Origin of the sequence: Azospirillum sp. TSH100 (assembly GCF_004923295.1) — a bacterium.
GTDB lineage: Bacteria > Pseudomonadota > Alphaproteobacteria > Azospirillales > Azospirillaceae > Azospirillum.
The window spans coordinates 228895-242788 of the sequence record NZ_CP039640.1 but is presented as its reverse complement, the minus strand read 5'-3'; the positions used below and the strand labels follow the sequence as shown (position 1 = coordinate 242788).

Annotated in this window: 9 protein-coding genes; 5 read left to right on the top strand and 4 right to left on the bottom strand. The window is 69.8% G+C overall.

What is annotated here, in order from left to right; translation table 11 throughout:
* Window positions 1-11 precede the first annotated feature (11 nt).
* From E6C72_RS31040 to E6C72_RS31020, 5 genes are read left to right on the top strand one after another with little or no spacing between them, the layout of a single operon-like run.
* Entirely contained in the window at window positions 12-980 is a 969-nt protein-coding gene (locus E6C72_RS31040) for an NAD(P)-dependent oxidoreductase (protein WP_109864947.1), read from the top strand.
* The gene (locus E6C72_RS31035; protein ID WP_109864946.1) at window positions 968-1987 is read left to right on the top strand and encodes a GDP-mannose 4,6-dehydratase; all 1020 of its coding nucleotides are present in this window, start codon (window positions 968-970) and stop codon (window positions 1985-1987) included. The genes E6C72_RS31040 and E6C72_RS31035 overlap by 13 nt, the downstream gene beginning before the upstream one ends.
* A gap of 32 nt (window positions 1988-2019) precedes the next feature.
* Window positions 2020-3066 carry a hypothetical protein gene (locus tag E6C72_RS31030; protein ID WP_109864945.1) on the top strand — a complete coding sequence of 349 codons (1047 nt, stop codon included), beginning with the start codon at window positions 2020-2022 and terminating at the stop codon, window positions 3064-3066.
* Between the two features lie 23 nt (window positions 3067-3089).
* Window positions 3090-4943 (top strand): glycosyltransferase, encoded by a 1854-nt coding sequence (locus tag E6C72_RS31025; RefSeq protein ID WP_109864944.1) that lies wholly within the window; start codon window positions 3090-3092, stop codon window positions 4941-4943.
* A 46-nt stretch (window positions 4944-4989) separates the two neighbouring features.
* The gene (locus E6C72_RS31020) at window positions 4990-5892 is read left to right on the top strand and encodes an NAD(P)-dependent oxidoreductase (protein WP_109864943.1); all 903 of its coding nucleotides are present in this window, start codon (window positions 4990-4992) and stop codon (window positions 5890-5892) included.
* A 13-nt stretch (window positions 5893-5905) separates the two neighbouring features.
* On the opposite strand, the gene E6C72_RS31015 is transcribed toward E6C72_RS31020, so the two are convergent.
* From E6C72_RS31015 to E6C72_RS31000, 4 genes are all read right to left on the bottom strand, one after another.
* Window positions 5906-6802 (bottom strand): glycosyltransferase family 2 protein, encoded by an 897-nt coding sequence (locus E6C72_RS31015; protein ID WP_109864942.1) that lies wholly within the window; start codon window positions 6800-6802, stop codon window positions 5906-5908.
* Complete coding sequence (locus E6C72_RS31010; RefSeq protein WP_158280240.1) at window positions 6799-7767, bottom strand: glycosyltransferase family 2 protein; 969 nt, start codon at window positions 7765-7767, stop codon at window positions 6799-6801. Before E6C72_RS31010 ends, E6C72_RS31015 begins: the two co-directional genes overlap by 4 nt.
* A 122-nt stretch (window positions 7768-7889) precedes the next feature.
* The gene (locus E6C72_RS31005) at window positions 7890-10880 is read right to left on the bottom strand and encodes a class I SAM-dependent methyltransferase (RefSeq protein WP_109864940.1); all 2991 of its coding nucleotides are present in this window, start codon (window positions 10878-10880) and stop codon (window positions 7890-7892) included.
* Window positions 10881-10921: 41 nt separating this feature from the next.
* Window positions 10922-13120 (bottom strand): DUF6165 family protein, encoded by a 2199-nt coding sequence (locus E6C72_RS31000; RefSeq protein ID WP_247882191.1) that lies wholly within the window; start codon window positions 13118-13120, stop codon window positions 10922-10924.
* Window positions 13121-13894 lie beyond the last annotated feature (774 nt).

Below are 13894 nucleotides of genomic sequence, written 5' to 3'. Positions count from 1 at the left end.
ACCGCCGGGCGATGCGCGTCCTCGTTACCGGCTCCGGCGGCTTCCTCGGCGCCCATGTCGCCGCCCGCTTCGGCCATGCCGGCTGGACGGTGCTGGCCGCCGGCCGGGAGGGCGGCGACGGCTGGCGTCTCGCCCGCCTCGGCGTGGCGGCGGAGCCGGTGCGGCTCGACCTGACGGCATCGGGGGAGGAGATCGCGGCGGCGGTGGCCGACGCGCGCCCCGACCTGATCGTCCATTGTGCCGCCTACGGCGTCGATTACCGGTTCCAGGACGTGGCGGCTTCGGCCCGCACCAATCTGGAAGGCACGCTGCACCTCGTGCGCGCGGCGGCCCAGGCGCGTGTGGGCCGCTTCGTCCATGTCGGCACCTGCTACGAATACGGCCCCTCCGACCGTCCGATCGCCGAGGACGCGCCGCCGGCGCCGCGCAGCCTCTACGGCATCACCAAGGCGGCGGCGACGCTCGCCGCACTCGGCACCGCCGCGTCGCACGGGCTGGCGCTCGCCGTGGTCCGGCCCTTCGGCATGTATGGCCCGCTGGAGAACGACACGAAATTCGTGCCGATGATCCTGCGCGCCTGCCGCGACGGCCGGCGGACCGAGCTGACCGGCGGCGGCCAGCTGCGCGACTATGTCTATGTCGGCGACGTGGCCGAGGCCTGCCTGCGGCTGGCCGGGCTGGCGGACTTCCCGGCCGGCGAGATCGTCAATCTCGGCTCCGGCGCGCCTATCACCATCCGCGCCCTGGGCGAGGCCGCCGCAAGTGCCGTCGGCCATGGCGGCGACGCCCTGCTGTGGGGTGCCTTGCCCTACCGCCCGGACGAGGTGATGAGCATCGTCGCCGAGGCCGGCAAGGCCGCCGCACTGCTCGGCTGGCGGGCCTCGACCCCGCTGGACGCGGGGATGCGGCAGACCCTGGCCTTCCTCGATCCGCCCGAAAACCCACCTGAAAGTTCCGGAGCTTCCCCGTGCGCTACCTGATCACCGGAGGCTGCGGCTTCCTCGGCAGCAACCTCGCCGCCGCCGTTCTGGAGCGTGGCGAGGATCTCTGCGTCTTCGACAACCTGTCCCGCCGGGGCAGCACGCTGAACCTCGACTGGCTGCGCGGCCAAGGGGAGTTCGAGTTCCGCCACGGCGACATCCGCAATCCCAACGATGTGCAGCGCGCGGTGGCGGAACTGCGGCCGGACGTGGTCTTCCATCTGGCGGGGCAGGTGGCGATGACCACCTCGCTGGCCGACCCGCGGCTGGATTTCGAGGTCAACGCGCTGGGCAGCTTCAACCTGCTGGACGCGGTGCGCCGCTCGGCGCCTGAAGCCCTGGTGCTCTACAGCTCGACCAACAAGGTCTATGGCGACCTGGAATGGACGCCCTACGAGGAGACGGAGACCCGCTACGTCGCCCCGGCCTTCCCGAACGGCTTCGACGAGACCGCCCCGCTCGACTTCCATTCGCCCTACGGCACCTCGAAGGGCGCGGCCGACCAGATGATGCTGGACCATCACCGGGTGTTCGGGCTGCGCACCGTGGTGTTCCGCCATTCCTCCATGTATGGCGGCCGGCAATACGCCACCGCCGACCAGGGCTGGGTCGGCTGGTTCTGCGGTCTGGCGGTGCAGGCCGGGCTCGGCCAACTCAAAGCACCCTTCACCATCAGCGGCACCGGCAAGCAGGTGCGCGACGTGCTGCATGCCGAGGACATGAAGACCCTCTATTTCAGCGCGGTGGAGCGGGCCGACGCGGTGGGGGGCCAAGTGTTCAACATCGGCGGCGGCATGGCCAACAGCCTGTCCCTGCTGGAGCTGTTCCGCTTGCTGGAGGAGCTGCATGGGGTGGAGATGCGGTTCGAGCGGCTGCCGCCGCGCATCAGCGACCAGCGTATCTTCGTCGCCGACATCGCCAAGGCCCGCCGCCTGCTGGGCTGGGAGCCGAAAGTCGACGCCCGCCGCGGCGTTTCCGACATGCTGGCCTGGATCGCCCAGCAATAGATCGCCCGGCAATAGATCGACAGAGACCGAGCATGCTGCATTTCTTCTGGACGCCCTACACCTTCCGCCGCGATAGCTACGACAAGTACGAGGCGAACAACGCGGAGATCTGCAAGCATGCGCGCCGCGTGCTCGGCCGCTTCACCGATGTCCATCTCGACAGCTTCAACGCCTCGCGCGTCACGCGGAACCCGGCGGACATCCTGCTGGGCCACACCAGTTTCGATTCCGCCGGCGGGCTCGCCGACGACTGGGTGCGCGACAACGCGCTGGAACCCGGCCAGCCGGCCCATCCCAACACCTACCTGATGCTGCCGCTGCTGCCCGAACCGGTGGAGGAGCACAGGAACTGGAGCCCCTTCATGGACAGCCAGCTCCAGGGGGCGCGGCTGATCTTCGGCATCTGCGGCGATTACTGGTACGAGCGCATCCAGGCCCTGCCGGCCGACGATATGCTGGGCCGGGTCAAGGACCGCATCGTCCGCATCGACATGGGTTGCGAAGGCCACCGCTTCGCCCCGCCGCGCGGCTATTCGCAAGCCAGCATGCGCGGCCTGCTGCACATGAGCGACCTCGCCCCGCACAAGGGCTTCGACCTGCTGCTGAACAGCGTCGCCGGCACCGGCGCTGTGCTGCATGCCGGCAGCAGCGCGCTGCGCCCCCACCCCTACCAGCGTGTCCGCCTGAACGGGCACGAGTTCGTCTCGCTCGGCTGGGTGGACAACAGCTCGGCCCAGCAGGACCGCTTCATCAAGGACAACTGCGCCTTCTACATCCACGCCAGCTCGCGCGATGCCCAGGCCACCGCCATCCTGGAGAATTGCGCCCGCGGCCTGGTGCCGATGGTCACGCCGGAAAGCGGCTTCCGCTCTCCCTACGCCATCGAGCTGACCCAGGACGCCGAGGCCAACCGCGCCATCATCGCCCGCGCCCTGGCGATGCCGCAGGAGGAGTATGAGCGGCGCAGCGCCGGCGTCGTCCGGCAGGTGCTGGACCAGCATTCCTGGGACCGCATCTTCACCGGCATCTGGGACCGCATCCAGCAGGACATCGCCGGCCGCGCCGCGCGGGCCGGCTGATCCGCCCGGCCCCCACCCCTGCCATGCCGATGATGAGCGCCGACGACTTCGTTTCCCAAGGGATGGAACGCTACCGTGGCGGCGACATTGCCGCGGCTGCGGCCGCCTACCGGCGTGCGCTGTGCATGGACCCGGCAAGTGCCAATGCCTTCCATCTTCTGTCGATCTGCGAAATCCAGCTCGACCGGATCGAGCCGGCGCTGTCCTGCTTCCGCCGGCTGGAGGCGATCGGCCTGCGCCACGAGGCGATAGAGGCCAACCGCCGGGTCGCGGTCCAGAAGGCGTCGGCGCTTCTTGCCACCTTCTCTTCCGGCAAGGCCCTGGCCGAGGCCGCATCGCTGGCCGGTGCCGTTCTGGCGCTCGATCCCGGCAATCCCGTCCTGGCTTTCCTGTTCGGCGGCGACGACATCGACCGTGGCTTCGTGCCGCGCGGGCTGCATCGGATCGCGGCGGTGCCCGCCGACCAACGTCGCCGGCCGCCCCTGCTCGACGCTTACAACCGGATCATCGTCGCGGCCTTCGAGCATGGCGCCGCCCTGCTGAACGGCGGGAAGCCGGTGGAGGCGCTGCTGACCTTCGCCGCCCTGGCGGCCCTGGAGCCGGGCCATGGGCAGATCGCCTCGACCCTCGCCTCCGCCATCCGCCGGACCCTGCGCGAGGCGGTCGAACGGCACCAGTCGGCCGACCTGACGGGGGCCGTCGCGCTCTACGACGCCATCCTGGCGGCCGTTCCCGGCCATCCCGAGGCTTCGCACCTGCGCCGGCTGGCCGAGTGGCGGCGCGGCTCCCGGCTTCCGGCGGGCGGTCCCGAACGGCTGCCCCTGTCCCCGGCTCATCCGCCGGAACCCTCCCCGCCGGTCCTGACCATCTGCATCCCCACCTACAACCGGCCGGACGAGCTGGTCTTCCAGGTCGAGAACCTGATGGTGCAGGTCCTGGAGACCGGACGGCGGGACATCCGCATCCTGGTCTCGGACAATTGCTCCGACGAGCGGGTGGAGCGCTCCGTCCGGATCTTCGAACGCTGGAACCGTGCCGGGGCGGTCCTGTTCGAGTACCACCGCAACCCCCGCAATCTCGGCTATGACGGGAACGTCATGGCCTGCTTCGACCGCTGTGTCTCCGGCCATGTCTGGATCCTGTCCGACGACGACTATGTCCTGCCGGGAACGGTCGCCCGGCTGTGCGCGGTGATCGACGCCCACAGCCCGACCCTGATCTTCCTGAACGAGCCGGGGGACACGGGCGGGGTGGCGGGCGGGGTGGCGGTCGACGGAACCCTGACCACGCCGGCGGGAACAAGGTTCAGGCTTCCGCTGGGCCGGCCACTGTCCCTTGATGCCGGGGACGAGCAGCTGAGGGCCGCAGTGGTGTCGCATTCCTTCTGGCTGTCGCGCTCGGTCTTCCGCAAGAGCTTCCGCGACTACGACGCGGCCGACCTGTCCGGCACCTCCGTCGCCCATATCGGTCTGGTCAACCTGTCGCTGGTCGGCGATCGGCAGCCGACGCTGTACATGACGGACCAGCCGATGGTGATGAACATGCCGCACAGCGTGTTCTCCCACAATTTCATCGAGGTCTTCGTCTCGGGCATGCACCGGCTCTACGGCTCGCCGACGATGAACTTCTCGCCCGGCGTCGTGCGGGCGGTGGCGCGCGAGAATTTCCGCTTCCTGGAACGCTTCATCGACGGCACCCACCCGCCCCACATGACGATGCGCTACCGCCCGCGCTTCTTCCGGCTGGTGCGGAAGAAGCTGGAATATGGCGCCGGCATCGGCGAAACCCTGCGCTTCGCACGCGACCTGCTGAAATACCGGGCGTCCTTCCGTATAAGGGCCGGAACCGGTCAGCCGGCGAAGTCGACCAGCATATGAGCGCTGCCCGGCCGCCGGGCGCCGCCAGTCGGGGAAGTGAAGATCCATGGCCGTTCTTGTGACCGGAGGCACCGGCTTCGTCGGCAGCCATCTTCTGAAGGGGCTGCTCGCCGACGGGCACGATGTCGTCGTCCTGAAAAGGAGCACATCCGACCTGACGCGCGTCCGGCCGCTGCTCGGCGAGCCCGGCTTGTCCTTCGTCGACATCGACCGTGACGGCATCGCCGGCGCCTTCGCCGGGGCACCGGTCGAGGCGGCGGTGCATGTCGCCACCTCCTACGGCCGCGGTGGCGAGACGCTGGCGAGCATCCTGGAAGCGAACCTGATCTTCCCGGTTGAACTGATCGAGTTGTGCGTCCAGCACAAGGTCCGTGCCTTCGTCAACACGGACTCCTATTTCTGCAAGGAGAAGAAGTCCTATTCGGCCTTGCCGAACTATTCGCTGTCCAAGCAGAATCTGCTGCCCTGGCTGAAGAAGTTCTCCGACCGTATCATGCTGGTCAACGCCTGCCTGGAGCATGTCTATGGCGCCCATGACAGCCCTACCAAATTCTGCGAGGACCTGATCCGCAAGGTGGCCCTGCAGCGCGTCGATTCCCATCCGCTGACCCACGGCCACCAGAAGCGCGACTTCGTGCATGTCGATGACGTGGTCCGCGCCTATGTCGGCATCGTCCGCCGGGCGGTGGAAAAGGAGAGCGGCTATGCCGAGGTCAATGTCGGTACCGGGCGCAGCGTGGAGATCCGCGCCTTCGCCGAGACGGTGAAGCGGCTGTCGGGCAGCCCGACCGACCTGCGCTTCGGCGCCATCCCTTACCGGGACGACGAGATCATGAACTCCGTCGCCGATACCCGGGCGCTGTCGGCGATGGGGGTCGAACTGGGCATCGGCATCGAGGAGGGGATTGCCGACGTCCTGTCCCGCTACGGCGTCTCCCCCACCTGCTGACGGGGCGGCCCCCTCAGGGCTCCACCCCATAGGCCCGCAGATGGTCCTCATAGGGAATAACCCGGCGGGCGTTACGCACCTCCTGCCGCCACAGGGCGGCGGCGGCCAGCCGGGCGGGCGGCGGGGCCATCGGCGACTTCATGAACCACATCAGCGCATGGTGGTAGCAGGTGAAGAAGCGCCCGCTGGCGACAAGGTCGGAGGTGATGCCGCCGCGCCGGAAGGTGACCAGCGGCTCGCCGACATAGGCGACATAGGGATAGCGGCTGGCGGCGATCAGATAGATCAGGCAGTCGGGGCCGGCGCCGTGCGCCTCGAAATCGGCGGCCGAACTTCCCCCCGGGCCGGGACCCAGGTCGCTGACGATGCCGTCGCGCAGGTCGGCGGTGCGGAACAGGGCGGCGCAGGGCGACACCGGCAGGCCGCCGAAGTTCGACAGGTATTCGAAGACGAAGGTGTCGGACGGGAAGGTGTCGACGAAATACTGATGGATGACGCCGTGCGACGCCCCCGCCTCGTCCACCAGCTTGGCCGGGGTGAAGACGAAGGCGACCCGCCCCTGCAGGCGGGGCAGGGTGCGCTCCAGATAGGCCGGCTCCAGCCGGTCGTCGGAGAACAGGATCTTGGAAACCGGAGCCCGCGCCTCGGCGACGCAGCGGCGCCAGTTGTTGACCGGGCCGATGTTGGCGTCGTTGCGGAACAGGCGCAGCCGCCCGTCCTCCGCCGCCAGCCGCTGGCAGATCGCCCAGGTGCCGTCGGTGCTGGCGTTGTCCACCACCACCACCTCGATGTCCCGCACCGTCTGGGCAAGCGCGGAGCGGATCGTCTCCTCGATCTCGCGCTCCCGGTTGTAGACCGGGATCAGGATGCTGACGAGCGGGGCGGGGCCGGGCGGGGCGGCGCTGCTCATGACTGTGCCGTTCGGGTTTGGACCGCCTGACGCCGGTTGCGCTCCTGGATGTAGGCGTTGAAGTCGGCCACGGTGATCAGCGGGAAGCTGCCGATATACTGGACCGCCGCCTGCCCGATCTGCTCGACCAGGAAGGTGAAGACCGCCAGCTCGACCTGCCGGTCGATCTTCGTCAGCTCATCCCCGCGCCTGGCGCGCAGCGTGGTGTAGATGCGGTTCAGCTGAGCGGCGCGGGTTTCCGGCGACTTGCGGTAATTGGTCACAGCACCGTTGCCGGTCTGGATCTCCCAATTGTGCTCGCCATCGCGGATGGTGATGAGCGGATCGAACAGGTAGCCCAGCCGCTGGCCCGACAGGCCGAGATACCAGTGGGCGTATTCCTCCGACCCGCATTCCCAGGATTCCACCATCGGCGCCAGGAACTGGGCGGTGCGGTAGAGGCCGGTCAGGGTGTTGACGAACAGCGGCGGGGACGGCGGGACATGCAGCGACACCGGGTTCAGGTAATAGCCGTCGATCACCGCCTCCATCCCCGGCCGCAGCGTGCTGTGGAAGGGCTGCGGGTGGGGGCGCCCATCCATCAGGATGTGGTGGGCGTTGGAGAAGCAGGCGTTGACCTCCGGCACCCGGCGCAGCAGATCGACCTTGCGGCGCAGGTTGTCGGCGTCCCAGAAATCATCGTCGGCGGTGAAGGTGAAGAACTCGCCGGTGATGAAGCTGAAGGCGCGGCGCGCGTTGCCGTCCATCCCCAGATTGGTCTCGTTCTTGTGATAGCGGACGCGCGGATCGGCATAGCGGCCGGCGACGAGATCGCGCGTCTCGTCATTGTCCGAATTGTCGGTGATGATGACTTCGTAATTGCCGTAGGTCTGGGCGAAGACCGTGTCCAGCAGCTCGCGCAGCAGGGCCGGGCGGTTGCGGGTCGGGATGCAGATCGAGACCCTGTCTGTTACGCGCTGTTCCATGACGTCTTTCTCTGCCGCGTCCATCTTCGCCACGTCTTCTTCCGGGCGGCGAAGCGATATCACCGGGAAACCGGCAGGGTCAACCGGACCCGGCTTCCCGCTCCCGTCCTCATGCCGGCCCCTTATTCCCGCGCCCGCACCCAGGCCTGGTACAGCCCGCCGAAGATCATCGGATGCTCCGCCTCCAGCCGGTCCCAGCGGGCGAGCGAGGTCATCGCCGGATCCTCGGGGAAGCGCTTGCGGTAGAGCGCCGCCACGGCGGGATCGGCCAGCCGGAAGCCCAGGAACTCCAGCCCGAGCGTTTCCAGCGCGCCGGCCAGCCAGGGCAGGGTGACGTGCAGCTCGTGGACATGCATCAGCAGGTCGCGGCAGGCGCTGGTGCCGTAGAAGTCCGGGGAATGGACGACGGCGCGGGCCGGATGACCGTCCGGCAGATCCTGGATGTCGCGGCGGACGTGGCGGATGCCGTCCAGGGTCGGCGGGTGGCCGCGCTCGGCGATGAAGTGACGGGCGGCCAGGATCGGCCGGCGGGCGGCGGCGCTGTAGAAGCCCACCTCCATCACGCCGTGCGGGCGCATCAGCCCGCGCAGCACGCGCAGGCCGGCCATCGGGTCCTCCATGTGGTGCAGCACGCCGACGCTGTGCACCACGTCGAAGCGGCGGCCCAGCGATCCCAGCTCCAGCAGGTCGGCCTGGGCGAATTCGATGCCCGTCAGGCCAAGCCGCCGGCTCTGCCGGGTGGCGTAGGCGAGGCTGCGGCGGCTGAGGTCGACCGCCAGCACCTTGGCGTTCTTCAGGGTGGAGGCGGCCCACACCGCCTCGCGCCCGGTGCCGCAGCCGGCGACCAGAACCTCCGGCGCCTCCCAGCCCGGGGTTTCCCAAGCGGGGGAGGCGGGCAGGGCGGCATGGGGGAAGAGCGCGTGCAGGAAGCGGGGCAGCGCCACCGGCTCCGGCAGCAGGCCGGTGGTCATCCAGCGCGGATAGGGGTTCTCCTCGTACTGGGCGCGCACGCCGACCGACACCGGGTGGCTGATCTGGGTCAGCGCCGGCAGCTCCGCCTGGATCGCCGCCTCGGTCAGCGGTTCGGCTACCTGCCGGTTCAGCAGCCGGGCGATCTCTTCGGGCCAGGACATGGCCTGCAGGGCGGCCGCCCGTTCCCAGCGGTAGAGCGGACGGTAGGCGCCGAGCAGCGCGACCAGCACCGCCGGGGGCTGTTCGCTGCGATCCAGCGCCGCTTCCGCCGCGCGGAGCAGCACCGCCAGGACCTGGAACTCGCCATCGGTCTCGGCGAAGACATACTCGTTGAGGAAGCACTGTTCGGCGATGGCGGCGCACAGGGCACGCCAGGACGGCCGGTCGGGCAGGCCGGGGCCGGTCAGCGCCAGCATCAGCACCCGCCGCAGCCGGGTCAGCGCCCGCTCCAGCGCGGGATCGCAGACCGGCACGGCGCGCAGATGGGCCAGCAGCAGCGGATCCTCCGCCAGCCCGGCGAGCGACCCGTCGGCCAGCAGGGCCCGGCTGGCGTCGTCCAGGGCCGGGCCGCCAGTCTCCGGCAGGGCGGCGAGGGTCCGGATGACGGGCGATGCCATCAGCATGCCGGCAATGGCGCGCGCCAGCCCGGCGCCCTCCACCTCCGGCCGGCCGAGAGCCGCCAGCAGGTCGGCGCGCAGGCCCTCGTCGGGGGCCGGTGGGACGGCGTCGCGCAGCGCCTCGGCAAAGGCGATCCAGTTGCGCGGCACGTCGGGGGCGAGGCGGATCGCCTTGCGCACATAGGGCAGGGCCTGGTCGCGCCAGCCGCCTTGCAGGAACAAGGCGGCGATGCCGAAGCACAGCTCCGCGTCCTCCGGAGCGGTGCGGGCGATGCCGAAGGCCTCCGCCTCCGCCTCGGCGGTGCGGCCGGCGGCGATCAGCAGCGACAGCAGGGCGCGGCGCAGCGGCAGGGGAAGCGGCTGGTTGGCCGGCCGGCCGGCGGTGGCGCGGTGCAGTTCCTCGATGGCGGCCTCTGGATTGCCGGTCTCCTGATGCAGGCGGGCGAGGTTGTTGTGGACCTCCGGCAGGTCGGGGGCGAGGCGCAGCGCGTCACGGTAGGCCTCCAGCGCGCCCGCGGCGTCGCCGCCCGATTGCAGGGCGGCGCCGAGGTTTGCCAGCAGCGGCGTCCGGTTGGGATCGTCCGGATTGGCGATGCGGGCCAGCCCGTCGCGGCAGACGGCGGCTGCTTCCTCCCAATGGCCGGCGACGCGCAGGCTGTCGGCCAGCCGCAGCCGCGCGTCGAGGTGGCCCGGATCGACCGCCAGCACCCGGTGGAACGCGGCGATGGCCGATTCCGGCTGGCCGGCGCGGTGGTGCAGGGTGCCGATCAGGTGCAGGGTTCCCGTCAGGCGCGGACGCAACGCCACCGCCTGTTCGGCCTGTTCCAGCGCCTCCTCGTCGCGGCCCAGCCGGGCCAGCAGCGAGGCATGGTTGCCCAGGATCTCCGGCAGGACCGGCCGGTGGGACAATGCCCGGCGGAACAGCGCCTCGGCCTCATCGGCCCGCCCTTCCAGCATGCGGACCAGCGCCAGGGTGCCCAGCGTTTCGGCCTGCGCCTGACGCAGTCCCTGGACCGGTTGGATGGCGCCGTCGGCAAGACGCAGGGCCGCGTCGCAGGCCGCTGCCGCCTCGGCCAGATGGCCCAGGCGCAGGCGGGCGAGCGCCTGCGCGCGGTGGGCCTGAACCGCAGCCTGGAGCGCCGCCGTGTCGCCTGCCGCCCCGCTTCCCACCCGCCGCAGCGCCTCGGCAGCCGCGGCATAGCCGTCGTCGAGGCGGCCGGCGGCGACGAATGCCAGGGCCAGCACGCTCCAGCCGTCGGCCCGCTCCGATTGCGACCGGACCATTGCCTCGGCCCAGGCAACGGCTTCGGCCGGCCGGCCCAGGATGCGGGCGGCTTCGGCCAGCGACAGCAGCCCGGCGGCATCCCGTGGCGGGTTGCCGCACAGCTCGCGGTAGGGGGCTTCCGCCTCATCCGGCCGGCCTGTCCGGCACAGCTCCAGCACCCGACGTTCCAGGGCCTGCTGCTCCGGGGTGCTCTGGCCGGTCGGAAGGCTGGCGGTCCCGGTTGCGGTGTCGGTGGTCATGGAGCAGGACCCTTGGGTTGGAGAGGGAGGGCTGTCGGGTCTCAATAGGCCTGGTAGGACTTTTCCTCGACCAGTTCGGAGCCGAGCAGCTGGTTCAGGTCGCGCTTCAGCGCCGCGCGCTGGTCGTTGGTGCGGTAGACCCGCCGCGCCAACTCGACGAAGCGCGGGCCGAAATCCTTCGCGCGCTCGCAGTCGCGGATTTCGTCCTCGATCTCCCACAGGGTGGTGTTGACCGCCCGCAGATCGCCGATCACCGCGGCGACGTCCGGCCGGGCGGTGTCGGCCTGCGCCGCGACGGCTTCCAGCGCCTCGCGCTCGCGCCGGACATTGGCCAGCTTTTCGGCGTCGGCGATGCGCTCGGCCTTGATGTCGAGGATGGTGATCTTGTCCAGCAGTTCGCCCCAGGATACGGGCGCGAGGATCGGCATGTCGGAAGCTCCGGTTCGGGTGTGGCTGACGTGTGTGGCCAGTTCGCGCAGGGCGCGCTCCAGCCGGTCCATGGCATTGTCCCAGGATCCTGGCTGGTCCTGTCGGAACAGGCGCATTGTCGGATACCAGGGGCTGTCGTCGCGGTCGAGCATCCAGCGCCAGTCCGGTGCGAAGGGGACCAGCACCCAGACGGGGACGCCCAGCGCGCCTGCGAGATGGGCGACGGAGGTGTCGACGCAGACGACGAGGTCGAGGCCGGCCATGATGGCGGCGGTGTCGGCGAAGTCCCTGATGTCGGGCGACAGGTTCAGCAGGGGGAAGCCGCCGGGCGGGTTTGCCGCCTGTCCCTCGGTCGGTCCCTTCTGGATGGAGACGAGGCTGACGCCGGGGATGGCGGCCAGCCGGGCGAAGGGGGCAAGGCCGATGGAGCGGTTCCTGTCGTTGCCGTGGGTCGGCGACCCGGCCCAGACAATGCCGACCTTCAGGCCGACCTTCAGGCCGCCCCCATCCCTTGCCAGCCCCGCCAGCCGCTCGCCCCAGCGCGCCGCCAGATCGGGTTCCGCCGACAGGTAGGGAACGCGGTGCGGGATGGTGTCCATCTGGGTCCCGAACACCTCGCCCAGGCTCAGCATCGGCAGATGCAGGTCGAAGGCATCGGTGGGAAGTTGGCCGCTGACGAAGCGCTCCACGCCGGGCAGCCCGGCCATCACCCGTTCCAGCGGGGCCGGCAGTCCCAGGATCACCCGGCCGCCGCGCGCCGCCACCAGGGGGACATAGCGGCAGAATTGCAGGGCGTCGCCCAGCCCCTGCTCCCCATGCAGCAGGATACGGCGGCCGTCCAGCGGTTCGCCCGCCCAGCGCGGCTTGGGCATGGCGGCATGGGTGGGGGCGTCCTTGCAGCGCAGCCGCCATTCATACTCGCGCCAGCCCTCCTCGAACCGGCCGGCGACCAGCAGGGCCATGCCCAGGTTGCGGCGGGCGTCCGGACCGGCCGGGTCGATCGCCACGGCACGGCGGAAGCCGGCGATCGCCTCGTCCAGCCGGTTCTGGTTCAGCCGGGCGTTGCCATGGTTGGCATAGCCGCCGGCGAAGCCCGGATCGACGGCGGCGGCGCGGGCATGGGCGCGCGCCGCCTCATCCAGGCATCCCCGCTCCTGCAAGGCGAGGCCGAAGCTGCTGTGGCCGGCGGCGAAATACGGATCGAGGGCCACGGCGCGGCGATGGCAGGCCATCGCCGCGTCCGGCCGGCCCAGCCCACGCAGCGCGATGCCCATGTTGTTCCAGGCGGCGGCATGGGCGGGATCGATGGCCAGCCCGCGGCGATAAGCCGCTGCGGCGTCGTCGAGCGCATCGCGTTCCTGGAGGACGTTGGCCAGCCCGTTGTGGCCTTCCGCCGCCATCGGGTCGACGCGGATCGCCCGACGATAGGCCCGTTCGGCTTCGGCGGGGCGGTCCTGTCCACGGTACAGCCCCCCCAGGCTCTCATAGGCGGCGGTCAGGCCCGGCCGCAGGGCGATGGCGCTGCGGTAGGCCGCCGCCGCTCCCTGCCCGGCCCCGAAGTCGCGCAACATGTTGCCGAGATTGAGGCGCGGCTCCGCCATGGCGGGATCGAGGCGCAGCGCGCGGGCCAGCAGGCGCAGCGCCGCACCGCCCTGGCCGGCGCGCCGGACGGCCAGCCCCATCAGATGCAGGGCGTCGCTCTGGTCGGGTGCGATTTCGATGATGCGCCGGTAGATCCGGGCCGCGACGGCGATCTGGCCGTTCTGGTGGTGCCGCACCGCCGCGGCGAGTGCCTCCTGAATGGTCGCCATGCTTGATCGATCGCCTCTGTCGGTCTTGCGGCATCGGTTCCGCAGCCTGCCCATCCAACCGCCGGAGCCGGCCGCCGGAACGGAATAGCGGGTGTTCCCGAATTCTCCAAGTGAGATCGGGAGCGCCATACCCCCGGGCGCGATCCCGATCGCCGCGAGCGCCGAGGGGACGCAGCTGAGAGCCAAGCCGCACATGCATCCGCGATGGGACGGCGGTGGCAATACTGTCCATATTATGAAATTGTAACGACGATGACTGCACAGGCTTAAGCCAAGCCATGACCGGCGAAGTGACGGCGGCATGGAACGCTGTGTAAATCCTCTGCGGCGGAGATGCGAGTCGAGTGGAAAGGAACCCTGCATCCCCGGTGGAACGCCGCCGGATCGCGGAACTGTGGGTACCACCAACTTCGACCCTGCCTGTTGCGGATTGGCCATACCGGGTATTTCGGCAGGTTTTCCAAATGCTTGCCGGAGTGGGCGTATAAGCGGGATATGGCCCCTATGGGACTGTTTGGTCAGTCAGGCGTTTCGCCCTACCCACTTCGGTAGAAACGCGTTGCTTTGGGTCCATTCCTTCGGATAACAAGGGCACGGTGTGTTAGCTCGCGCTAGGACTGACTCTGCCTGCCATCAGCCGAGCGTGACGCGCGCCTTAAAGATGGTTCATCCGCCGGCGAACCAAACCTGAAGGGGATTAGTATGGCTGGAACCTTTAACGTAACGACGGGTTCAACCCTAACACTAGGACAGTTCTCTACAATCATCGGCAGC